Origin of the sequence: Alistipes sp. HGB5, from assembly GCF_000183485.2 — a bacterium.
GTDB lineage: Bacteria > Bacteroidota > Bacteroidia > Bacteroidales > Rikenellaceae > Alistipes > Alistipes finegoldii.
The window spans coordinates 14847-39063 of the sequence record NZ_AENZ01000003.1; the positions used below are offsets into that span (position 1 = coordinate 14847).

Consider the following 24217-nt stretch of genomic DNA (forward strand, 5'->3'; position numbering starts at 1 on the left):
ACCATAAACAATGAAACAAATTATCACGGTTTTATTTGCAACGGGACTCCTCGCCGCCCTCTTCACCGGCTGCAAGGAGGAGTACAAGACCTATTCGGACCGGGAGTTCGTCATGTTCGCCGACACTGCGGCGACCTACATGGTGCTTCAGGACAAGGAATACTTCTCGGTTCCCGTCACCTCGACCGTCGCGTGCGATTACGACCGCACGTTCGGCGTGGAGATCATCGACAAGGGCAGCAACGCCATCGAAGGGCTGCACTACGCCCTGCGTTCGAACACCATCACCATAAAGGCCGGCCAGCGCGCCGCCAACGTAGAGGTGCGCGGCCTGTACGACAACATCGAGCCGACCGACTCGCTGGGCTTCATCCTCAAGCTGGTCATGCCCGAACAGGTCAACTGGAATCTGTACCACGACCGGACCAAGGTCGTGATGATGAAGAGCTGCCCGTACGACGTCAACGACTTCACGGGCTGGTGCGTCGTGACCTCGCTCTTCCTCAACCAGTATCCCGGCATTGAGAACACTTCGCTCCAGCGGCTCATCCGCACCGAGAAGCACCCCACCGAGGAGAACATGATCATCCTTCACGACTGGCTCTTTTCGGGTTACGACGTGACGATCCGCCTCGACCCGGCCGATCCGGCCGAACCGCTGGTGACCATGGACAAGAACCAGATACTCGCAGACGAAGGCTCGGTCTTCGGACAGATCCTCGGCGACAACAAGATTCTGGTCACCAACAGCCCGCTCTACGACTCCTACTTCAATTCGTGTCAGAAATACGTCACGCTCTGGATCAAGGTCCACGTCGAGAACATGGGCGAGAACGTCGGTCTGGTGGGCCACTTCTACAACATCATCGAGTGGGTCAGCGACGAAGAGGCCGACCGGCTCCAGCGTGAAGAGGGCATGAAACCGGGCGGAGTCATCACGCCGCACGCGCGCTAAATCCATTAAAGCAGAAAAAGACAAGAGATATGAAAAGGCACTATTTACACTTGGTGATGTCACTGCTCGCGGGAGCATGTCTGGCGGCCGCTTCGTGTTCCGATTCGGACAAGGAGATCAAGGCTCCCAGCCCCAACTTCCCCGAAGCGGTCTCCCCGACCATCGGAGCCGGAGAGACCTTCACGATCGAAATCGACCCCAATCAGGATTGGGAGGCAAGCGTCCCGACCGCGACGGCCGCATGGTTCTGGATCGAGGACGGAACGCAGAAGGTCTGGACCCTGCGCGGCGGCGCGGGCCCGGCCCGGATCGTCATCGCCGCCGCCGAACTGGAAGAGTTCGACGACAACCGCGTCTGCGAGGTGACCCTGACCATGGGCGGCCAGAGCAAGGTCATCGCCACGATCACGCGCGGCACGCTCGACCGCGGCTTCACGCTCCGCACCTGTCAGCTGGACGACTACGGCGACTTCATCTACAACCCCAACAGCACCGAAACCGGGCTTACCTACCTCTACGGCACCGAACCGGCCGAAAACGTCGCCCTGACGTGGCCCGAAGGCCGCACCGGATTTTCGATGCCGGTACTCGTGGAGGCCAACTTCGAATGGGTGCTCGGCAAACTGCCGGAGTGGCTTGAGGTCCCGGCCAAGACCATCGGCGAACCGGGCGCGCAGCTCGAACTGCGCCTGCAAGGCGACGCTTCGCGCTACCCGCTCGACGGAGCCGAGGAGACGCTGGTATTCACCGACAAGAACAACTCCGGAGTGAGCTACGAGATTCCGATCTCGATTCCGGCCTGCCGCGACATCTTCTCCGTCAGCGGCATGAGCGCCGAGACCAAATTCAACACCAAGGCCGAATATTTCAACAGCATGAACGGCGACTGGGTTCCGGGCAGCGCGATGGGCAGCGTCCAGAGCATCGACGGCGCGAAGTTCTTCCTCTTCGCGGAGGTCACGCAGCAGTGGGGCGCCCCCTACCTGAGCGCCGAAGCCGAAGACCTCGCATGGATCCTGCTGACCGAGGAGCCGTGGGACAGCACGCCCGGCAGCGACGTCGTACAGTCGCGCCAGTTCACCGTGGGCGTGACCGAGAACGGCGGCAAAGCTCGCAAGGCATACCTGCTGGCGCTGCCCGCAGCGGTCGCCGAAACGATCTCCGACCCCTATCAGCTCATCGACGCGGAGATCCGCGACGAATACAGACAATATCTCGTCACCACCATCAATCAAGAGGCCAATCCCGGCTCCATCTCGGCGAACAACCCCGCAGGCATGACCGAAATCGGCGCCGCCTTCGAGAAGCTGCCGGCCGACGACTGGTACATCGGCGAATTCGGCGTCAGGGACGGCTACAAGCTCATCTATACGAAGGAGTGGTCGAACGATCCCGAATCGACGCTGACCGTGGACCGCGAATATACCGGCGTCGCCTTCTTCGACTACGACCTGCAGCCCATGAGCGGCGAGGAGAGCTGGCTCACGGTACGCAAGACCGCGGAGGGCATCATCGTCGACATGGACCCCGCCAAGGACAAGTGCGGCGGCAGCTCGATGACGAACGAGGGCATCGCCCACATCGGTTTCGCCGTCTTCACCGACGCCGACGGCCGGTTTGCGCTCATCCAGTGCATCTACGACGAGAATTACCCGATCGGCGGTGGCGGCGAGGGCTTCGAAGTGAAGTTCGCCATGCCTGATCTGGTGAGCGGCGCGACGCTGGTCGAGATCACGAAGGAGAACTACAAAACGGTCGCAGGCGGCAACACGGACCTGCTCGCCTCGTTCGCCGAGAACCTCGGCATGGGAGTTCCGCAGTACATGCTGACCTACACCTCGGCCGAACCTTCGAACGCCGTACTGAAAGTCTCGCCCTACCAGCAGATCATGCTCATGCCGATGTCGGGCGCCGAGTGGCTCGACTACGAACCCCTCTCCGACACGCAGATTCAGGTCTCCATGGCCAAACCCGAAGCGGAGCAGGCTCCCTACGGCATGCTGCAGTTCTTGGACGGCAGCTGGAACATGAAATGCATCGTTTACTGTATGCCCGCGTTCTAAACACCACCCACACGACAGGTCCCCGTTCGAAGGGGCGGGGACCCGTTCTATACGACTACAATTTATGGAGAATATACAGAACAGGTTTTTAGATATGAAACTTTTAAAAATTTTCGTAGCGGCGATTCTCGCACTGGCAGCGGCCCTCACCGGCGGATGTTCCGACGACGACGGCATCGACAACCGCGATCTCGACTACGGATACGTCCAGTTCAAACTCTACAAGGAGGCGTCCTACGACGCCGTCAGCCGGGCGCAGAAACCCCAGCTCGACTACCTTTACGAAGCCGCCAAGGTGCAGGTGTCGCTCGGCTGCAACGGCACGACCGTCACCCAGACGCTGACGCTCTCGGCCTCCGACAAGGAGAGCGCCGAGTTCGGCTTGCGCAGCGAGAAGCTGCGGCTGCTGACGGGACAGTACCAGATCATCACCTTCTCGCTCTACAACGCGAACGACGAGCTGATATACAACGGCATGCCCCTCGACGACCGGCTCGTCGTCGAAGCCGGCGGCCTGCAGGTCCACGACCTGACGGTCGATGTCGAACCGCGCGGAAAAGTGCGCTTCACCATCCGCAAGGACCTTTCGGACTTCACCGAGACGCCCGTCATCCGTGCGGCAAACAGACAGTATACGTTCGACGAGATCGCTTTCATCAGCCTCACCGTAAAACAGGGCGAGACCAACGAACAGACGACCTTCAAGATGCTGCCCACGAAGTTCTCGATCCATTTCGACGAGGACGACGACACGTTCGGCTACCAGACCTCGTCGCTCGAATGCGACACGCTGCTTTCGCTCAAGGCCGGCAGCTACAAAATGATGCGGTACGAGACCTACGACAAGAACAAGCTGCTGCTGGAGACCAACAAGCGGCCCAAGAACCTCGACTTCGTCATCGAGGACAACAAGACCACCGAAACGAAGGTCGGCGTCACGCTTTACGAGGCCGACGAGTATATCCGCGACTACTACGCGCTGTACGAAATCTGGAAGGCGCTCGACGGCCCCAACTGGTATTTCTCCGGCGAAAACTACCCCGAAGGCACCAACTGGGACTTCAACAAGGACCCCGACCTGTGGGGCATCCAGCCCGGCGTGGAGGTACACTCCAACGGCCGCGTGGCGAAGATCACGCTCAGCGACTTCGGATTCCGGGGCCACCTGCCCGCGGCCATCGGCCAGCTCACGCAGCTGATCGAGCTTTATCTGGGTTCGCACAAAGACGCCAACCTGCTCGAATACGATCCCTCGATCGCGCCCGACAAGAGCCTGAGCGAGCGGAAGCGCACCCGCATGGAGCGCAACAAGGAGTTCCTCCGCCTGATCCACACGCCGACGCAGACCTCCGAGCCGATCGCCCGTGCGCTCAAGGAGCACAACCTGACCATTCCGGGCATCTCGCTCTACGAGGAGAACTATACCGAGGACGAGATCATCGACCGCAAAACCGGACTTCAGAAGCGTATCCGCCCCTATGACGTGGTGCACGGCAAGCTGACCAACGGCCTCAAATCGATCGACCCGGCCATCGGCAAGCTCGAAAACCTCGAATACCTGTTCGTCGCCAACGGCGAGCTGGAGACGCTGCCCGACGAGCTGGCAAACCTCAAGTCGCTGACCGACGTCGAGGTGTACAACTGCCCCAAGATGACGCAGTTCCCGATGGTGCTCGCCAAGCTCCCGGAGATGATCTCGCTCAACATTTCCAACAACTCGCAGTGGTCGGCCGAGGAGGTCTACAAGGGTCTGAACGCCATCGCCAACGGCCCTGCGAAGGAGAAGCTACAGATTCTCTACGTCCGCGACAACAATCTCCGGGAAGTGCCGGAATCGTTCCGGAACCTCAAGAAGATCGGCCTGCTGGACTTGGCCCAAAACCAGATCGGGACCATCCATCCGTTCGGAAAAGAAGTGGCTCCCGCGCAGCTCTACCTCGACAACAACAAACTCACGTCGCTGCCCGCCGACGGGAACGGCCTTTTCTGCACCATGGACGACGTCGAGACCTTCTCGGCGACCTACAACAAATTCACGAAGTTCCCCAACATCTTCTCGGCCAAGAGCAAGTTCACCATCAAATCGGTCGATTTCTCCTACAACGAGATTGACGGCTTCGAAGGCGAAGAGGACGGCACGTTCAAGGGCCTGAACATCGAACAGCTCTCGCTCGCGGCGAACAAGTTCACGAAGTTCCCCAAATGTCTCGGCACGACGGGATCGCTCGTCGCATACATCATCCTGCGCGGCAACATGATCGACGAAATCCCCGAAGGGTCGTTCTCCGGCAAATACTCGACTTCGATGACCTCGCTCGATCTGACCTACAACAAGCTCAGCAAGCTGCCGAAGGATTTCACGGCCGAGCAGCTGCCTTACCTCTACGGGCTGGACGTCTCGTACAACGCCTTCGACAAGTTCCCGTGGTCGCCGCTCAACTGCGCGGGCCTGACGGTCTACGCCATCCGCGGCCAGCGCGACGCTCAGGGCAACCGCTGCCTGCGCGAATGGCCCACGGGACTCTACCAGCACACCGGCCTGCGCGGATTCTACATCGGCTCGAACGACCTGCGTAAGATCGACGACACGATCTCCCACCTGATCTACCACCTCGACATCAGCGATAACCCCAACATCACGTTCGATGCCTCGGCGATCTGCTACTACTGGCAGCAGGGCGCCTACAACCTGATTTACGACAAGACCCAGAATATCCTGAACTGCGATAAAATGCTCGAATAACCACTAAGGAGAAATGACAATGAAAATAACGAATTACATACCGGTTATCCTCTGCTCGATCGCATTGTGCGGCTGCTCCGACGCCGCCAAGACCGTCGGATTCGGCACCGACAGCGACGCCATCGAAGCCCCCGCCACGGGAGGAACCCACACCGTCAGGGTGTCGGCGGAGAAAGAGTGGGTCGCCACCACCGACGAACCGTGGATCACCGTCTCGCCCGCCAACGGCCGCGGCACGACCGAATGCCGCGTACTCATCGACTCGGCCCTGACCGACCAGCCCCGCCGCGGCGTAATCCGCATCATGGAGCAGAACACTTGGGTCAAAAAGGAGATCGCCGTCTCGCAGAAAGGCTTCGACTACCTCATCGGCATCGACGACAAGGAGGTCACCGTCGCCAACTACGCGGCGTACGGCATGCGCCACTTCGACGTCAAGATAAAGACCAACGTGGATTTCTACGTCAAGGTTCCCGAATCGGCCGAAAACTGGCTCAAGTTCGAGAAGCCGGCGGTCGAATTCGACCGCGGCATCCGCCCGCGCGAAGTGACCGTGCGCTTCAACTGGAACATCAATTCGCAGCCCAACCCCCGCATCGCCGACGTCACCTTCACCTCCAAAAAGGAGGTCGAACTCGCACGGCACGACAACCTCGTGGTCACGCAACAGGCCGCCGAACCGATCGAGGAGAACACCCGCGGCGGCGACTCGATCGCCCTGCTGGCCATCGCCCGTACGCTCGAAACCATCGCAAGCTGGGAAAACGGCGAACGCATGGACAACTGGGACAACGTGATCCTCTGGGAAGAGGGCATGGAGGGGTACACGCCCGAAAAGAAGGGCCGCGTGAAATACGCCCGGTTCTTCATGTTCAACACCAAAGAGGAGCTGCCTTTCGAGGTGCAGTACCTGACGGCCGCCGACGAGCTGAGCTTCTACAGCAACGTCAACGCCTTCCTCAAGGACCTCACCACCGGCGAGTACATCACCAAGCTCACGCAGCTGCGCCGGCTCACCATCTCGGCCTACGGTCTGGTATCGCTGGACAAGAACTTCACGGCGCTCAAGAATCTCGAATACCTCGACCTGAGCAGCAACAACTTCCAGAAGGTTCCCGAAGAGATCAACCCGACGAACTTCCCGAAGCTCCGGACGCTGAACATGGGCGCCAACACGCGCAAGAACATCTATGACCTGAGCAACACCATCGAAACCAACTACGGCGGCCTTGTCGAAGAACAGGGATTCCCGCGCCGCCTGATCGAATGGGACCTCGACACGCTGTTGCTTTCGGTCAACTACCTGCAGGGACCGCTGCCCAAGATGGACGACTGGGAAAAATACACCGAACAGGACATCATTGACGCCGACACGCTGCCCCGCGCGCTGATCGGCACCCCGAAGGTGATGCCGCACACCAAGCGGTTCGCCATCAACCTCAACCGCCTGACCGGCGAACTGCCCGACTGGCTGCTCTACCACCCGGCGCTCGACTGGTGGGTGCCCAGCGTGCTGGTGTTCACGCAGGAGGGCAAGGATGCGACCGGCACGCTGGCAGGATTCACCAACGAACCCGCCAACATGAACTACTACTACGAATTCTACGAGGGATACAAGAAAGATCCCGGCACGGAAGAAGAAGAGGAGGAGACGACCAAATAATTATGACGATGAAAAACTATCTATACGGCATTCTTGCCACCGCTTTACTGGCATTTACCGCATGTACCAAAGAGGAGCTGTCCGCCCCGGAGCCGGCTCCGGGCCCGGACGTCCCGGCCGAATACCAATCGGGGGAGGTGCTGGTGAAATTCGCACCTTACGTAAGCGACATACTCGACCGGGCGGGCATCACCCGCAGCGGCGGCCCCGCGACCCGTTCGGGCATTCTCTCCGTCGATGAGATTCTGGACATCGTCGGCGGTTATGAGATCGAGCGCGTCTTCCCCGTGGACCCGCGCAACGAGGAGCGCACCCGCGAATCGGAACTGCACCTGTGGTACGTGGTCCGCTTCGGCGAGGAGTTCACCGCCGCCGAGGTCGCCGAGAAACTCTCGGCGCTGGGCGAAGTGCAGCACGTCAGCTTCAACCGCACCATCCACCGCGCCTACAACGCCGGGAAAAAGGCGATGCCCCTCTCCCGCAAGACGCTCGAAGCCATCCAGCACCAGCGCGCGACCCGGACGGGCGAAGCCTCGGCCTATCCCTTCGACGACCTGCTGCTTCCGCAGCAGTGGCACCTCGTGAACCGCGGCAACATGTTCGGCGGGAAATCCATCGTGGACGCCGACGTGCAGTGCGAGCAGGCGTGGGAACTCTCGACGGGCGACGAGTCGATCGTCGTGGCCGTCCTCGACGAGGGCGTGATGATCGAGCACCCCGACCTGAAGAACAACATGTGGGTCAACGAGAACGAAATCTACCGCTCGCACGAGGATAACGACGGCAACGGCTATCAGGGCGACGTCTACGGCTACAACTTCGTCAAGAACACGGGCGTCATCTCGTGGGACGACGTCAACGACACCGGCCACGGCACGCATGTGGCGGGCGTAATCGCCGCGCAGAACGACAACGGCATCGGCATCAGCTCGATCGCCGGCGGCCGGGGCAGCATCCCCGGCGCGAAGATCATGTCGTGCCAGATTTTTTCGGGCAGCACGGCCAGCAACGCGCTGGCCACGGTCAAGGCGATCAAATACGCCGCCGACAACGGCGCCGTGATCCTGCAGTGCAGCTGGGGCTACGTTTCGGGATTGGCCAACAGCTACGAATGGGGCGAGCCGGGCTTCAAGACACAGGAAGAGTGGGAGAAAAGCATGCCGCTCGAAAAGGAGGCGCTGGAGTACTTCATACATAACGCAGGCTCGCCCAACGGTCCGATCGAGGGAGGTCTGGCGATCTTCGCCGGCGGCAACGAAAACGCCCCCATGGCCGGATTCCCCGGCGCCGCAGACTACTGCATCTCGGTCTCCGCGACGGCCGCCGACTACACCCCCGCCGTCTATACCAATTACGGTCCGGGCGTCACGATAGCGGCTCCGGGCGGCGATCAGGACTACTATTACGAATACTTCGACGACGACCACAAGCGCGGCGAGATCGGCACCGTCCTCTCGACGCTGCCCTACAACGTCAGCGAAAGCGGCTACGGATACATGGAGGGCACCTCGATGGCCTGCCCCCACGTTTCGGGCGTCGCGGCGCTGGGACTGTCGTACGCGGCAAAACTGCGCCGCCACTTCACGGCCGACGAATTCAAGGCCCTGCTTTATGAGACCGCGACGCCGATCGACGACTACATGAGCGGCATGAAATTCTACTACCGCTACGTGGCCGACGTGGGTCTGAACCAGCCCATGCAGCTCAACAAATCCAACTACCGCGGACAGATGGGCGTCGGTCAGGCGAACGCCGCCAAACTGCTCAACGCCGTTGCCGGCAACGGCACGCAGGTGTCGTTCCCCAACCTCTACATCAACCTCGGCGGCGAAGTGACGGCCATCCCGGCCAACTATTTCCTCGGCGGCGAGACGATGACCTATACGGTCTCGATCTCCGACACGACGGTCGCAACGGCCTCCATCGAGGGCAGGAAACTGACGGTCAAGGGACTCAAGAGCGGCACGACCAAGGCCAGCATCACGTCGAGCGGCAACGAGACGCACACCTTCAACATCACGGTGCGCAAGGTCGCGAACGGCAACGGCTGGCTCTAAACCCGCAACGATGCGCAACACAGCGACGATAACACGCATGCTTCTCTGCTGCGGAGCGTTATGGGCGGCTCTCGCCGCCGCGCCGCTCCGCGCCCAGATCCGCATCGTCCCGCGCGCCAAACTCGACAGTCTGGCCCATCCGGCCACGGCCGCGGGAGGAGCCGAAGCGATGCGTTTCGAACGCACGCTGATCGACGCCGGGCATATCGGCGAGGACGACGTTCCGCCGGTCTACACCTTCCGGTGGCGGAATACGGGCGGCAAGCCGCTGGTCGTCACCCGCGTGCAGACCACCTGCGGCTGCGCCGCGGCGAGCTGGGACAAAAAGCCCGTCGCACCGGGCGGCGAAGGCGCCGTGACAGTGACCTACCGCCCCAAGGGACATCCGGGGGTTTTCGACCGGCGGATTTTCGTCTACACCCAGCTCTCGGACAAGGAGCCTACAGCGATCCTCAGCCTCCGGGGCGCAGTCACGGCCTCGGTGCGCACGGACGACGACTATCCCCATGCGATGGGCGCGCTGCGGCTCAAGCAGCGGACCGTCCGCTTCGGCCGCACCGACAAGGTGCAGAGCGAGCGTATCGAGTGCCTGAATGCGGGCGACAAACCGCTGACCCCGCTCTGCGACGAGGGGTTCGCGGCGACCGGCCTGAGCTTCGCCTGCGAACCGGCGACGCTGGCACCCGGCGCAAAAGGCGATCTGGTCGTCCGCTTCGACCCGGCCAAAGCCCCGCAGCCGCTCCGGCGGACTCCCCTGCCGGTCGGGGGACCGGACGTGCCGCCGAGTCAGCGCATGCTGTGGATCGAGTTCGGGGAAACAGAATAAGAAACAGAATAAGAAACAGGATAAAAACAAGTCATATGAAAAGATTTTTGAGATTTGCGGCCCTTTTGTCGGCCCTCGCGCTGCTGGGCGCCTGCGACGACGACATGTACGTAACTCCGTTGGAGGTGACCAACAACAACATCGCGGGTACGTGGCAGCTGGCCGAATGGAACGGCGCGCCGCTCGCCGAAGGCAGCTTCGTCTACATCGAATTCATCCGCAAGGACGCCAAGTACGTCATGTACCAGAACCTCGACAGCTTCGGCACCCGCAAGCTGACGGGCCGCTTCGTCATCGACAACGACGCGGAGCTGGGTGCGGTCATCCGCGGCAGCTACGACTACGGCGCAGGCGACTGGGCGCACCGCTACATCGTGACCGACTTCACCGAGACCTCGATGGTCTGGACGGCCAAGGACGACCGCTCGGACGTACAGGTCTTCGTGCGCTGCGACGGCATTCCGGACGAGGTAACCGGCGGAAAAACCGAAGAATAAAGGAAATAAAAAGTTCGCGCCGGAAGGCGCCGGAAGGGATGTCCGGACCGGGCGTCCCTTTTTCGTCGTCCCGGCCGTCCGGAACGCCCGCAGAGAGCCGCGGAGAGCCGCAGAGAGCCGCAGGAGAGCCGCAGGAGTTGGCAATGCGCGGAATTTACACTATCTTGCGCAAAATTACGACGACAATGACACAGGAGCTGCAATTCATACCTTTCGAATCCCGTTCGGACAAAGGCTGGGCCGAAGCGTGGGACCTTTACGAACAGTCATTCCCCCGCTGCGAACGCTGGAACGCGCAAGGGTACGACCGGGCGTTCGGCGATCCGCGCTTCGAAGCCGACGGCATCTGGCGCGGCGAAGAGTTCATCGGCATTCTGTTCCACTGGAACGCCGGAGCGTACCGCTACGTCGAGCATCTCGCCGTTTCGCCCGCCCTGCGCGGTCGGAACATGGGTTCGCAGGCGCTCACGGCCTTCTGCCGGAAGGTCGGCCGCGTCATTCTGGAGATCGACCCGCCGGTGGACGACATCTCGATCCGCCGCCGTCATTTCTACGAACGGCTGGGCTTCGTCGCCAACCCCTACGAGTACATCCACCCTTCGTTCCGCAAACCCTTCACGCCCCATCAGCTGATCCTGATGAGCTATCCCGGCCCCCTTACATACGACGAAGCCCGCGGCTTCGCGGACTTCGTACGGGAGACGGTGCTCGGCTATTCGGAGCACGAAGCCCCCACGCTGCCGAAATTACCGTAAAGCGGAGACTCCGGGCAGCTCTGTTTACAAGATTCCGACCAGATATTTGGTGACGAAATAACCGCCCGCCACCAGCCAGACATACAGCAGGCCCGCCAAGACGAAGGGCTTCGCCCCGGCCTGCCGGAACTTGTCGATACTCGTCTCGGTGCCCAGCGCCGTCATGGCCATCGTCAGCAGGAAGGTATCGGCGTATTCGATCGCTCCGTTGAGCGGAATCTCGCGGACGCTCTCCACGCCGAACAGGTATTGCAGCAGCGAATTGAGGCAGATGATCCCGATAAATCCGAAGGCGAACCACGGCACGGCGATCTTGCTCTTCTCCCTGCAGGCTCCGGAACTCTTCCGGCGGCCCAGCACGAAGCCCATGACGACCAGCACCGGCGCGAGCATCATCACGCGGATCATCTTGGTAATCGTGGCCGTCCCCGCGATTCCCAGCGCATCGGTCGGGTCCATCGCATTGCCGGCTCCGGCCACATGGGCCACTTCATGCAGCGTACTGCCCGTGTAGACGGCCACGCCCGTGTCCGTAAGTCCACCGAGCAGCCCCATCCGGAACATCAGCGGATAGAGGAACATCGAGAGGGTTCCGAAAATCACGACCGTGGAGACAGCGATGGCGGTCTTGTAACCCTCGCACTTCACGACCGGTTCGGCGCCCAGCACGGCCGCCGCGCCGCAGATGGCGCTGCCCGTCGAGGTCATCAGCGCCGTATCGCGGTCGATCTTCAAGAGACGGCCCAGCAGGACTCCCCCGAAAATGGTGACCGTCACGATGACCAGATCGACGGCGACGGCCGGAATGCCGACAGCCGCCACTTCGGTCAGCGTCAGGCGGAATCCGTACAGGACGATGCCCCAGCGCAGCAGCTGCTTGGTGCAGAACTTGATGCCGGGGACCCACGTTTCGGGCAGTTTGTTGCGAAGGCTGTTGGCGTAGAGCATACCCAGCACGATGCCCACGATCAGCGGACTGAACGACAATCTTTTTACGATGGGAAAGCCGGCGATGTAGAAGGCCGCGAACGAAAACAGCGCGATCAGCAGAATTCCGTGCAGGGTGTTCGCCCTGTTACCTTTTTCCAGCATATGCTTGTATTTTTAAAATGGTCACTATAACTTTTTCTTTATTCCGCCGGCAAAGGTCGCATCTTTTAGCGGAATATAAAACAAGAAATCATTATATACCATAACAAAAAGTTATACTGAAGAGCAAACGGGCGGATCGTCTCCGGAAGCGGCGGCACAAAGAAGGGAGGAAACGAAGCCCGGAACCGCAACGCGAGCACGGCGGGAACGGCGGCAGAAACAGCGGCTGCGGAAACGCGGCAGAAATGAGAGCAGAAACGGCGAAGGAATCACGGCAAATACGCTCGTCGAGGCTGCGCCAGAAAGCCCGCCCGGTCAACGGTCGGCCCTTGCGAACTCGATGAACTGCCGGACGAGAGCCGACGGCTCGGCTTCGACGTGCACGAACGCGAAATCGCGCCGCAGGGGAAGGTCTTCGAGGTCGATGATCCGCAGCACGCCGCTGCGCAGCTCGTCCACGACCGAGATCACCGAAACGATGGCCATGGCGTCGCTGTTGCGGACGAAAGCCTTGATCCCCTCGGTCGAGCCCAGCCGCATGACCACGTTGAGCTGCGGAATGCGGATGCCCGCGCGTCCCAGCGCCGCCTTGATGACTTCGAGCGTTCCCGATCCGCCCTCGCGCAACACGAGCGGAATTTCGCGCAGCTCATCGGCCGTTATCGACTCGGTCCGCGAATAGGGACCGCCCGTGCGGGCCACCAGCACCAGCTCGTCGGGAGCGAAAACCGTATAGTGCAGCCCCTGACGGCGGCTCAGGCTCTCGACCATTCCCAAGTCGATGCCGTGCCCGCCGAGCGCCTGCTCGACCTGATCGCTGTTGCCCGACATCATCGCGACCCGAACGCCCGGAAAGCGCGTCGTAAATCTGGCCAGAATCGGCGGCAGGAGGTATTGGGCGATGGTCGTGCTGGCCCCCAGCCGCAATTCGCCCACGGGAGCGTCGGCGCAGAGACTCATTTCGTACTGCATGCAGCGGTAGTCGTCGGCCAGCCGTTCGGCGCAGGCGAGCAGAGTTTCCCCGGCCCCGGTCAGTTCGAGACGGCTGCCGCGGCGCATGAAAAGCTGTACCTTATATTGGGATTCCAGCTCGCCGATGTGTTTGCTGACGGCGGGCTGCGAGATGAAAAGCCGTTCGGCCGTCCGGGTGAAGCTGAGCGTCCGGGCCGCCGTAATGAAGACTTTGAGTCGGAAATCGTCCATAACGTTCCAAATTAATGAGACAGAATCTTTTGCGGCAACCGGCGGAATTCACGGCCGGAATTCGGGTGCACGACGGCCCGAAAACCGGGAACCGCAGGCGGCTGCCGCGAGCGCACCGGAACCGCAGGGGTCGCTGCTGCCCGGCAGAAGCGATACGGCAGGCCCCGGAAGCCATGCAGCCAAAATCGGGCGGCGGAAATCGCCGCAAAGGCGATCGACAGCCAAAAATCCGGAGCAGAAACCGCCGCAAGACAGTTGACAGCCGGAAACCGGGCGGCGGAATCGAGCAGGCGGAAACCACAGCAAAACGATTGACAGCCGGAAACCGCCACAAGGCGGCAGACCACCGGAAACCGGACGGGCAAAGTCGCTGCAAAGGCGATCGGCAGCCAAAAATCCGGTGCAGAAACCGCCGCAAGACAGTTGACAGCCGGAAACCGGGCGGCGGAATCGAGCAGGCGGAAACCGCAGCAAAACGATTGACCGCCGGAAACCGCCACAAGGCGGCAGACCACCGGAAACCGGACGGGCAAAGTCGCCGCAAGACGATTGACAGCCGAAACCGATCTGCCGGAACCATTGACAACCGGAAATCCGGCCGCAGAGAACTGCCGGAAACCGCCGCAGCGCGGCCGCTCCGGCGGATCAGCCGAGATGGCCCTCGTCAGCGAATTCCTTTACCGACTTGATATAGTGTGCGATAGTCTCCTGCATCGAAACGAACGATTTACCTCCGGCGGCGTTCTTATGGCCGCCGCCGCTGAAGTACTTGCGGGCGAAGAGATTGACGTCGACATCTCCGCGCGAACGCAAGCTGACGCGGATGAACTTGCGGTGGGCCAGAAACATGGCCGACATCTTCATCTTCTTGACCGTCAGGGCGTAGTTCACGAAACCCTCGCTGTCCCCCTGCTGGAACTGGAAGCGGCGCATCTCGTTCTCCAGCAGCGACATGTAGGCCACCGTGCCGTCCTGAATAATCTCCATCTTGCGGTTGATGGCATAGCCGAACAGCCGGGCGCGGCCCTCGGTATAGGCGTTGTAGACGTTGTTGTGAATGTCGGGAATGCTGATGCCCGTCCCGACCAGCACGGCCACGGCGCGGAACAGCTCAGGCGTGAGGAACGAATAGGCGAAATTGCCCGTGTCGGTCATGATGCCCACATAGAGCGCTTCGGCCATGCGGCGCGTAACGGCCTGCGCGCCGAACAACGCTTCGACGATGGAGTAGACCAGAAAGCAGGTGCTCGACGAATCGGGATGCGAGAACGAAAGGTCGAAACCCTCGTCGGGCGAAAGGTGGTGGTCGATCAGCACGCGGCGGGCCGTCGTATTGGCACCGATGGTCTCGCTGAGGATTTCGAGCCGAGAAACGGCGTTGAAATCGAGACAGAAGAGGATGTCCGCATCGGCGATGGCGCGGGCGGCGCGGCCTTCGGTGTCGTTCTTGAAGACCACGACCTCCTCGATGCCCTGCATCCAGTCGAGAAAATAGGGGTATTTGTTCGGAACGACGCACGTCACCTCATGTCCCATCGACCGCAGCGCCTCGGCCCATGCCAGCGACGATCCCACGGCGTCGCCGTCGGGATTGGTGTGCGACACGATCACGATCTGCTGATGGGCGGGGGCAAGCAGTTCCCGCAGGCGTTCGAGACGCTCTTTCGATAACTCCATTTCGGCTCTGTTTCGCTAAATGATCTTTGCAAAGATACAAAAAAAGAAGAGATATGCAACCGCGACCGCGGGAACGTACCGAAATAGCACGTTTCCATACTCCGGAAAGCCGGCGGCCGGCGATCCGGTTTCGGGGCGGCGGTTGTCGGTTCGGTATTTTTGCGTAGCTTTGCATACACAAAAAAAACGCATTATGGCTTGTTGTCTTCAGGTGGAGAACCTGACCAAATCGTTCGGCGATCTGGTACTCTTCGAAAATATATCGTTTGCGATCGAGGACGGGCGGCGCGTGGCCCTCGTCGCCAAGAACGGCACCGGAAAAACCACGCTCCTGAACATCATAGCGGGACGAGAGGATCACGACGGCGGCAGCGTCGTACCCCGCCGCGATCTGAGGATCGCCTACCTCGAACAGAGTCCGGTCTATCCGGCGGAGATGACCGTGCTGGAAGCCTGCTTCCTCTCGGAGAATCCGGCGCTGAAGGCCATCGCCGAATACGAACGGGCGATCGAAGAGCCGTCGGGCGAAGGATTGCAGGAGGCGATGGCCCGCATGGACGCGCTCGAAGCGTGGGATTACGAACAGCGGGCCAAGCGGATTCTGTCGCGGCTGAAGATCCGCGACTTCGGACAGCGGGTCGGGACCCTTTCGGGCGGACAGCTCAAGCGCGTGGCGCTGGCCAACGTGCTGATAAGCGAGTCGGACCTGCTGATCCTCGACGAGCCGACCAACCACCTCGACACCGATATGACCGAGTGGCTCGAAGAGTATCTGGCGGCAAGCGGCGCGGGGCTGCTGATGGTGACGCACGACCGCTACTTTCTGGACAAGGTGTGCAGCGACATCCTCGAAATCGAGGACCGGCAGCTATACCACTACGCGGGCAACTACTCCTATTATCTGGAGAAGAAGCAGGAGCGCGAGACGGCGCAGGCGGCCCGGCGGGAGAGCGAGACGAATCTCTACCGCCGCGAGCTGGAGTGGATGCGCCGCCAGCCGCAGGCGCGGGCGACGAAGGCCCGGTCGCGCATCGACGCCTTTCACGAGCTGGAAGCGCGCCTGCAATCGACGCGCAGCCGCGGCGAAGTGCGGCTCGACGTCAAGGCGTCGCGGATCGGGACCAAGATATTCGAAGCCAAGGAGGTCGGCAAACGGTTCGGCGAGCTGGTGCTCCTCGACAAATTCAACTACAACTTCACCCGCTACGAGAAACTGGGGATCGTGGGCGACAACGGCTGCGGGAAATCGACGTTCCTCAAACTGCTGACGGGGATCGAACGCCCTGACAGCGGGACGATCGAAGTCGGCGAGACGGTCCGCTTCGGCTATTACAGCCAGCAGGGGCTGGAGTTCGACGAGGGGAAGCGGGTGATCGACGTGGTGACCGAAATCGCCGAGCAGATCGACTTGGGCGACGGACGGCGCATGAGCGCGTCGCAGTTCCTGCAGCACTTCCTCTTCACGCCCGAAACACAGTACAGCTTCGTGGCGCGGCTCAGCGGCGGCGAACGGCGGCGGCTGTATCTCTGCACGGTGCTGATGCGCAACCCCAATTTCCTGATTCTGGACGAACCGACGAACGATCTGGACATCGTGACGCTCGGCATTCTGGAGGAGTATCTGCGCGCATTCAAGGGGTGTGTGATCGTAGTGTCGCACGACCGCTATTTCGTAGACAAGGTGGCCGACCACCTGCTGGTCTTCTGCGGCGGGGGCGAGATCAAGGATTTCACGGGCACCTACTCGGAATACGTGGCGTGGAAACGCGAATACGAAGCCGCACGCCACGCGCAGGAGGCGCAGGCGCGGCCCAAACCGCAGGCGGTGCGGACGCAGGCGGCGGAGACGGCGCCGCGCAAACTCTCGTACAACGAAAAGCGCGAGCTGGAGATGCTGGAGCGGGAGATTCCGGTGCTGGAAGCCGAAAAAGCGGCGCTGGAGGAGTCGCTTTCGTCGGGTTCGCTCGGAGTGGACGAGCTGACGGCCCAGTCGCAGCGTATCGCAGAGCTGATCGGGCTGATCGACGAAAAGACGATGCGCTGGCTCCTTCTGAGCGAGCGGTAGTCGCCGGACGCAGAACGAAAAGCCGGGAAAACAGAGAACAGGCTAACAGAGCGGAAAAAACGGGCAGGCGGAAGAGCGGAAAACCGAGACGGGAGAAAAGCGGGAAACCGACCGCGGCCGGGAAAGCGGGGAACCGGAGGGGAACAGAAAAGCGCAAAAGGACGGATGCCGCCGGAAAGACGGAAAACCGAAGCGAAAGAGACCGGACGACTTATAAACGACAACGGCGGAGCATTCGTCTCCGCCGTTGTCGTCTTATTCGGGTTCGGCTGTCGGATTTGACCGCCGGATTATTCGAGATTGAGCAGCGTCCGGTTTTCGAGGACCGTTTGCTGGGCTACGCGCTGGAGGTATTCGGCCTGTTCGGGCGGAAGACCCATCGTGCAGTCGGTCTGGTAGGGTTTGCCGTAGATGGTCGTGAAGATCACGTTGGCCGCGAGGTAGCTGCCCGGCAGCGCGGGGTGGAAACAATCCTGCGCATAGAGCACGCAGTCGGGACGTTCGGCCCGCACGCGGCGCCACGCCATGCCCACAGGGGCGCACCACGCGTCGTTGTCATAGGCCATTTCGAGGTAGCTCGTAATCAGCCGCTCCTGCATGGTCTCGTAGCGGTTGATGGGCGGATATTCCGGAATCGGAAAGCGGTTGCCGTTCTTGTGGCCCCACGTCATGTAGAAAATCACACGGGCGTCGGGTGAACCCGCATGCACGAGGCTGTCGAGCGTGCGGGCCTGCGGATAGACCTCGCGGGCGACCTGCCGCGTCGGCATGGCGGGCGCGGAGCTTTGCTCCTGCAGGACGACGTAGTCCCAGCCGCCGGCGGCCAGCGCCTTCAGCAGTTTCTGATTCGTCAGGTGACCGGAGAAGCGTTCGCCGCCTTTGAGGAAGCGCGTGCAGGAGACCTTCACCTTCTGCGTCGCGGCGATCTGCTGCACGATGGCCGGCATGTCGTTGTAATAGGTATAGCTGTTGCCGACCCAGAGTACGCGCAGCGAATCGGCGTCTTTGGCCTGCCCGGCGAGGGGCAGCAGCAGGAACAACAGAATACGGAAGAGGTTTTTTGTCATATCGTTGAAGTTTTTAGGGTTTTCGGTCGGTGGTTCAGCCCTTCGGGGCCTTATGGTCGGCGGCGTATTTGCGGCACCACACGGCGATGCCGCACTCGCCGCACTTCGGGGCGCGGGCCGTGCAGACATAGCGGCCGTGGAGAATGAGCCAGTGATGGGCCACCGGCAGCAGGTGCGGCGGAATGTTCTTTTCGAGTGTCAGCTCGGTCTGAAGGGGCGTTTTGGAGTTGGTTGTCAGGCCGATGCGGTTCGAGACGCGGAAGACGTGCGTATCGACCGGCATCACCTCCTTCTGCCACAACACCGCGCCCAGCACGTTGGCCGTCTTGCGGCCCACGCCCGGCAGGCGCTGCATCTGCTGCAGATCGCTCGGCACCTCGCCGCCGAACTCCGAACAGAGCATGCGGGCCATGCCCGCGAGGTTGCGGGCCTTGTTGTTGGGATAGGAGATGCTCTTGATATAGGGGTAAATATCCTCGGCCGTGGCCGCGGCCATATCGAAGGGCGTAGGAAACGCCTCGAACAGCGCGGGAGTGGTCATGTTGACCCGTTTGTCGGTGCACTGCGCCGAAAGGATCACCGCCACCAGCAGCTGGTAGGGGTCGGTGTAGTGCAGTTCGCTCTCGGCCACGGGCATATGCTCCGAGAACCATGCGATTACGCCGTCGTAACGTTGTTTGGTCGTCATAAATGCTGTTTTTTACGTCGAAAAAGAATTTTCTTCACCAGAAAAATAGCCCCCTCCGGGCAGAAGACGAGTCGCGGCGTCCGCCGCAGATCGGCCCACCAGCGCGCGAGGTATTCGCCGACTCCCGCCCCTTTCCACGAGAGCAGCCAGAGTCCCACCACATGACGGCGGCGCAGAATGCGGAAGCGGTTGCGCGAAGCCGTGAAGCGTTCGTCGAACCAGAGGCTGGTCTCCATCGCCGAATCGCGGCTCGCAAGGCGTCCCCTGTAGGAATCTCCGTGGCTCACGCTCCCGACCATGCGCCGGTGCACGGCCGTCACGCGGTCTATGAAGCGTATTCGGGAACGGCAGGCGAACCACAGCCACATGGGCCAGTCGTCGGTCAGCCATTCGGGATGCTCCTCAGGGCGGATCTCGGCATAGTAGGCCGCGATCAGCTCACGGCGGGCCAGCGCCGTGCAGTTGGGGACCGAAATGCCGAGCAGCATCTGCTCGAAATCGGTATAGTGCCGGTCGGGATCGGATTTCAGGGTCCCTTCCGCCTGCCAGTATTCGTCTGCGCCCGTATAACACATGCCGCAGCCGGGATCGGACTCCATCAGATCGGCCTGCATCTGCAGCTTGCAGAGGTCGGTCCACCAGTCGTCTCCGTCGCAGTAGGCCACGTATTTCCCGCGGCAGGCGTCGAACGTACGGCGGTAGTTGGCCCGCCAGCCGACGTTGCGGCCGCCCGTCACCAGCCGCACGCGGCCGGGGTATTTCGCAGCGTATTCGCGGCAGAGCTCCGCCGTGCCGTCCGTACTGCAATCCTCGCCCAGCACCAGTTCGACGCCGAACGAGGTCTGCTGGGAGAGCACGCTCTCGATGGCCTGACGCAGGTAGGGCGCGTGGTTATAGGTGGTCATGCAGACTGAAATGAGGGGGGGGGAAGTTTCCATCATCTCTACAGTTTGGTCAGCTTGGCGAATTTGGCCAGCAGGGTTTTCTCGCCCACGCTGTCGAAGGCCACGACCAGTTTGTGGTCGGTGGCGAGGGTCTCGATGCGCTGGACGATGCCGACGCCGAATTTGGGATGTTCGACGCGCTGGCCCACGGTGTAGTCGCCGCTGACGGGCATCGACGGCCCTACGGGCACGCCGCCGTCGACCGCCTGCCGCACGCCCACGCGGCGCATGCCGTCGGTCGAGGGGCGCGGTGTCTGGACGAGGGCCGGATCGGGTCTGCCCGCAGGGCGCGCGCCCTGCGGAGCCGCGGCGCGGGCGAAGCGCCGGGCGGGACCGGACTGGTCGTCGGCAGAACGCCCGCCGAAACTGCTGCCCCGGCCGCCGAAGCCGCCCTGCTGGCCGCCGTTATTGCCGCCCGCACGGTCGGCCTGCCGTTTCTGCTGGAAGCGGTAGTCGAAGCGGCGGCGCAGTTCGTCGATGGCCGAGGGGCCTGCGCCGTCCTGCGGGCGGCGCGGACGCTCCTCGCCGGCGTCGAAGTCGGCGCGGACATATTTGGGGTCGATCTCGCGCAGGAAACAGCTCGGACGCGAGAACTCCATATTGCCCCACTTGAAGCGCATCTCGGCATAGGAGATCGTCGCCTCGACCTTGGCGCGCGTCAGGGCCACATAGAACAGGCGGCGCTCCTCCTCGATGCCGTCGGGCGACTCGGCGGCCCGCTGCGAGGGGAAAAGGTTCTCTTCCAGACCGACGATATAGACGTATTTGTATTCGAGCCCCTTGGCCGAATGGACGGTCATGAGCGTCACCTTGTTGCGGTCCTCAGGATCGTCCTTGTCCATGTCGGTCATCAGCATGACGTTCTGCAGCCACTCGTCGATGGTCGCCTCCTCGTCCTCCTGCCGTTCGCCGCTGCGGATCTCGGCGTCGCGCTGCTCCTTGAAGAGCTGCATCGAGTTGAGCAGCTCCTCGATATTGTCCAGCGCCGAGGTCGCCTCAGGGGTATTCTCGGTGCGGTAGGCGGCGATGATGCCCGAACGGGTGGCAATCTCCAGACCGAAGTCGTAAAGGCTCTTTTCGTTGCGGGCCAGAGACAGGCCGCGGATCATGGCGACGAAATCCGACACCTTGCGGGCGATGGTCTTCTGCACGGGATCGGCGGCGGGTTCGGCGACCAGCGTATCGACCGCCTCCCACATCGAGACGCCGCGCCCGGCGGCCAGCTCGGCGATGCGCTGGACGGTCGTGTCGCCGATGCCGCGCGCGGGATAGTTGACGATGCGTTTGAACGCCTCGTCGTCGCGCGGATTGATCACCAGCCGGATATAGGCCAGCATGTCCTTGACCTCCTTGTGGTCGTAGAACGAACTGCCCTTGTAGATGCGGTAGGGAACGCCCCGGCGGCGGAGGTTGTCCTCCAGCACGGCCGACTGGCTGTTGGTGCGGTAGAGAATCACCGCCTCGGACCACTCGTCGCCCGTCTGGCGGATCTTGTCGCGCAGGTCGGAGACGACCATTTCAGCCTCCTCGCGGTCGGTATAGGCTTTGAGGATGCGGATCGGCTCGCCCTTGTCGCCCTCCGAGAAGCAGTGTTTCTCCATGCGTTTGGAGTTGCGGACGATCACCGAGTTGGCCGCATCGACGATGGTGCGGGTCGAGCGGTAGTTCTGCTCCAGCTTGAAGACCATGGCGTCGGGAAAATCCTTCTGGAACGAGAGGATATTCTCGATCTTGGCCCCGCGGAAGGAGTAGATCGACTGCGCGTCGTCGCCCACGACGCAGACCTTCGAATGCAGCTGCGAGAGACGGCGGATGATGACGTACTGGGCGTAGTTGGTGTCCTGATACTCGTCCACCAGAATATATTTGAACTGCTCCTGATAGCGCGCCAGCACGTCGGGGGCGTCGCGCAGCAGGATGTTGGTCTGCAGCAGCAGGTCGTCGAAATCCATCGCGCCGTTGCGCTTGCAGCGCTGGCAGTAGATGTTGTAGATGTTGCCGAATTCGGGAATCTGCGCCTGACGGTCCTCGGCGGCGTAGACCGAATTGGCGAGGTAGGCGCCGGGGGTCACCAGACAGTTTTTGGCATAGGATATGCGCGAAGCCAAGAGGTTGGGCTTGTATTTCTCGTCCGGAAGGTTCAGCTCGCGGACGATGGTCTTCAGCAGGTTCTTGCAGTCCGAAGGTTCGTAGATGGTGAACGAATCGGGGAAACCGATGCGGTCGGCGTTCTCGCGCAGGATACGCGAAAAAACCGAGTGGAAGGTTCCCATGCGGATATAGCGGCTGCGGTTGTCGGGGATCATCTGCGCGATGCGTTCGCGCATCTGCTCGGCGGCCTTGTTGGTAAAGGTGAGCGCGAGGATGTTGAAGGGAGCCACGCCCTGCTCGATCATATAGGCGATGCGCGAGGTCAGCACCCGCGTTTTGCCCGAACCCGCGCCCGCGATAATGAGCGACGGGGCGTCGTAATTCACGACGGCGGCGCGCTGAGCGGGGTTCAGGCCTTGTAAAATAGGTGATTCTTTGGATTCCATGACGGCAAAGTTAATAAGAATTGAATAAGTTTTTTTCAAAGAAAATAATATCTTTGCATTGCAAACGTTAAAAAACTAAATCCGACGGCAATACGGCGACATGCTCGCAGCGCCCGCAGTGCGGGCGCAGAGGCTGCGGACAGCGTGTGCAGGGCCGGGATTTTCGGGCTGAGCATGCAGGCCGAATGTGCGGACCGGGTTTATCGGGCAACATGTGCGGGGCCGGGTTTGCCGGACAAAGTATGCAGGACCGAATATACGGAACCGGGGTTGCCGGCAGAGTATGCGGAGCCGGATTTGCCGGACCTAATATGCCGGACCTAATATGCCGGACCTAATATGCCGGCCGCGGAAAAGAGGAATGAAATTCAACAATATAAAACAATGAGCGAAGTCATCAACATCAAGGAACTCAACGAGCGCATCGAACGCGAAAGCGTCTTCGTGGATACGCTCCGTACGGAAATGGGCAAGGTCATCATCGGCCAGAGCCATCTGGTAGACACGCTGCTGATCGGCCTGCTGTCGAACGGCCATATTCTGCTGGAAGGCGTGCCGGGACTGGCCAAGACGCTGGCCATCACTACGCTGGCGAAGGCCGTGGACGCCGCCTTCTCGCGCATACAGTTCACCCCCGACCTGCTGCCGGCCGACCTGATCGGTACGCTGATCTACTCGCAGAAGAACGAGGAGTTCGTCGTCAAGAAAGGCCCCGTATTCGCCAACTTCGTGCTGGCGGACGAAATCAACCGCTCCCCGGCCAAGGTGCAGTCGGCACTGCTGGAGGCCATGCAGGAGCGTCAGGTGACCATCGGCGACAACACCTATTCGCTGCCGCAGCCCTTTCTGGTGCTGGCCACGCAGAACCCGCTGGAGCAGGAGGGAACCTACCCGCTGCCCGAAGCGCAGGTGGACCGTTTCATGCTCAAAGCCAAAATATCCTACCCCAAGAAGCAGGAGGAGCGCGACATCGTACGCATGAACCTCGCCGGGGGAGGACTCCCCGCCGTCAACAAGGTCATCTCGCCCGAAGACATCGTCAAGGCCCGCAAGGTCGTGGAGGACGTCTACATGGACGAGAAGATCGAGAAATACATCATCGACATCATCTTCGCCACGCGCGAGCCGGCGGAGTACAACCTCCAGAAGCTCCAGAACCTGATCGCATACGGCGGTTCGCCCCGTGCGTCGATCTCGCTGGCCAAGGCCGCACGCGCCTACGCCTTCATCCGCCGCCGCGGGTACGTCATTCCCGAAGACGTGCGCGCCGTATGCCACGACGTGCTGCGCCACCGCATAGGCCTGACGTACGAAGCCGAGGCCGAGAACATCACCTCGGAGGAGATCATCACCGACATTCTCAACAACGTAATCGTACCCTAACG

Annotated in this window: 18 protein-coding genes; 10 read left to right on the top strand and 8 right to left on the bottom strand. The window is 61.4% G+C overall.

What is annotated here, in order from left to right; genetic code table 11:
• Nucleotides 1–10 precede the first annotated feature (10 nt).
• From HMPREF9720_RS00395 to HMPREF9720_RS00430, 8 genes are all read left to right on the top strand, one after another.
• Nucleotides 11–955, top strand: a complete 945-nt coding sequence (locus tag HMPREF9720_RS00395) for a DUF4984 domain-containing protein (RefSeq protein ID WP_009596158.1) — start codon at nucleotides 11–13, stop codon at nucleotides 953–955.
• A gap of 29 nt (nucleotides 956–984) precedes the next feature.
• Nucleotides 985–3018 (top strand): BACON domain-containing protein, encoded by a 2034-nt coding sequence (locus HMPREF9720_RS00400; protein ID WP_009596143.1) that lies wholly within the window; start codon nucleotides 985–987, stop codon nucleotides 3016–3018.
• A 94-nt stretch (nucleotides 3019–3112) separates the two neighbouring features.
• The gene (locus tag HMPREF9720_RS00405) at nucleotides 3113–5761 is read left to right on the top strand and encodes a DUF4458 domain-containing protein (RefSeq protein WP_039939415.1); all 2649 of its coding nucleotides are present in this window, start codon (nucleotides 3113–3115) and stop codon (nucleotides 5759–5761) included.
• A gap of 13 nt (nucleotides 5762–5774) precedes the next feature.
• Complete coding sequence (locus HMPREF9720_RS00410) at nucleotides 5775–7424, top strand: BACON domain-containing protein (RefSeq protein WP_009596160.1); 1650 nt, start codon at nucleotides 5775–5777, stop codon at nucleotides 7422–7424.
• A gap of 8 nt (nucleotides 7425–7432) precedes the next feature.
• Nucleotides 7433–9481 carry a S8 family peptidase gene (locus tag HMPREF9720_RS00415; protein ID WP_039939417.1) on the top strand — a complete coding sequence of 683 codons (2049 nt, stop codon included), beginning with the start codon at nucleotides 7433–7435 and terminating at the stop codon, nucleotides 9479–9481.
• A 10-nt stretch (nucleotides 9482–9491) separates the two neighbouring features.
• Complete coding sequence (locus HMPREF9720_RS00420; protein WP_039939419.1) at nucleotides 9492–10307, top strand: DUF1573 domain-containing protein; 816 nt, start codon at nucleotides 9492–9494, stop codon at nucleotides 10305–10307.
• Nucleotides 10308–10342: 35 nt separating this feature from the next.
• On the top strand, nucleotides 10343–10804 hold the full coding sequence (locus tag HMPREF9720_RS00425; RefSeq protein WP_014775410.1) for a lipocalin family protein: 462 nt from the start codon (nucleotides 10343–10345) through the stop codon (nucleotides 10802–10804).
• Between the two features lie 185 nt (nucleotides 10805–10989).
• Nucleotides 10990–11559, top strand: coding sequence for a GNAT family N-acetyltransferase (locus HMPREF9720_RS00430; RefSeq protein ID WP_039939422.1), 570 nt, complete (start codon nucleotides 10990–10992; stop codon nucleotides 11557–11559).
• A gap of 24 nt (nucleotides 11560–11583) precedes the next feature.
• On the opposite strand, the gene HMPREF9720_RS00435 is transcribed toward HMPREF9720_RS00430, so the two are convergent.
• The 4 genes from HMPREF9720_RS00435 to HMPREF9720_RS00445 form a co-directional block, all read right to left on the bottom strand.
• Nucleotides 11584–12651 carry a YeiH family protein gene (locus HMPREF9720_RS00435; RefSeq protein ID WP_009596153.1) on the bottom strand — a complete coding sequence of 356 codons (1068 nt, stop codon included), beginning with the start codon at nucleotides 12649–12651 and terminating at the stop codon, nucleotides 11584–11586.
• A 315-nt stretch (nucleotides 12652–12966) separates the two neighbouring features.
• Nucleotides 12967–13854 carry a LysR family transcriptional regulator gene (locus HMPREF9720_RS00440; RefSeq protein WP_009596147.1) on the bottom strand — a complete coding sequence of 296 codons (888 nt, stop codon included), beginning with the start codon at nucleotides 13852–13854 and terminating at the stop codon, nucleotides 12967–12969.
• An 11-nt stretch (nucleotides 13855–13865) separates the two neighbouring features.
• Nucleotides 13866–14387, bottom strand: coding sequence for a hypothetical protein (locus HMPREF9720_RS15305; protein ID WP_139022428.1), 522 nt, complete (start codon nucleotides 14385–14387; stop codon nucleotides 13866–13868).
• A 112-nt stretch (nucleotides 14388–14499) separates the two neighbouring features.
• On the bottom strand, nucleotides 14500–15531 hold the full coding sequence (locus HMPREF9720_RS00445) for a DHH family phosphoesterase (protein ID WP_009596205.1): 1032 nt from the start codon (nucleotides 15529–15531) through the stop codon (nucleotides 14500–14502).
• 193 nt (nucleotides 15532–15724) lie between these two features.
• On the opposite strand from HMPREF9720_RS00445, the gene HMPREF9720_RS00450 reads away from it, so the two are divergent.
• Nucleotides 15725–17596 carry an ABC-F family ATP-binding cassette domain-containing protein gene (locus HMPREF9720_RS00450; protein WP_009596186.1) on the top strand — a complete coding sequence of 624 codons (1872 nt, stop codon included), beginning with the start codon at nucleotides 15725–15727 and terminating at the stop codon, nucleotides 17594–17596.
• Between the two features lie 290 nt (nucleotides 17597–17886).
• On the opposite strand, the gene HMPREF9720_RS00455 is transcribed toward HMPREF9720_RS00450, so the two are convergent.
• The 4 genes from HMPREF9720_RS00455 to HMPREF9720_RS00470 are packed head-to-tail and all read right to left on the bottom strand — an operon-like array spanning nucleotide 17887 to nucleotide 22832.
• Nucleotides 17887–18663 (bottom strand): DUF4886 domain-containing protein, encoded by a 777-nt coding sequence (locus HMPREF9720_RS00455; RefSeq protein WP_009596204.1) that lies wholly within the window; start codon nucleotides 18661–18663, stop codon nucleotides 17887–17889.
• A gap of 34 nt (nucleotides 18664–18697) precedes the next feature.
• The gene (gene nth / locus HMPREF9720_RS00460; protein ID WP_009596199.1) at nucleotides 18698–19351 is read right to left on the bottom strand and encodes an endonuclease III; all 654 of its coding nucleotides are present in this window, start codon (nucleotides 19349–19351) and stop codon (nucleotides 18698–18700) included.
• Nucleotides 19348–20289 carry a glycosyltransferase gene (locus HMPREF9720_RS00465; RefSeq protein WP_039939452.1) on the bottom strand — a complete coding sequence of 314 codons (942 nt, stop codon included), beginning with the start codon at nucleotides 20287–20289 and terminating at the stop codon, nucleotides 19348–19350. The genes nth and HMPREF9720_RS00465 overlap by 4 nt, the downstream gene beginning before the upstream one ends.
• A gap of 5 nt (nucleotides 20290–20294) precedes the next feature.
• On the bottom strand, nucleotides 20295–22832 hold the full coding sequence (locus HMPREF9720_RS00470) for an ATP-dependent helicase (RefSeq protein ID WP_039939424.1): 2538 nt from the start codon (nucleotides 22830–22832) through the stop codon (nucleotides 20295–20297).
• Nucleotides 22833–23216: 384 nt separating this feature from the next.
• Between HMPREF9720_RS00470 and HMPREF9720_RS00475 the strand changes: the two genes are divergently transcribed.
• Nucleotides 23217–24215 carry an AAA family ATPase gene (locus HMPREF9720_RS00475; RefSeq protein ID WP_022044356.1) on the top strand — a complete coding sequence of 333 codons (999 nt, stop codon included), beginning with the start codon at nucleotides 23217–23219 and terminating at the stop codon, nucleotides 24213–24215.
• The last annotated feature ends 2 nt before the right edge of the window (nucleotides 24216–24217 follow it).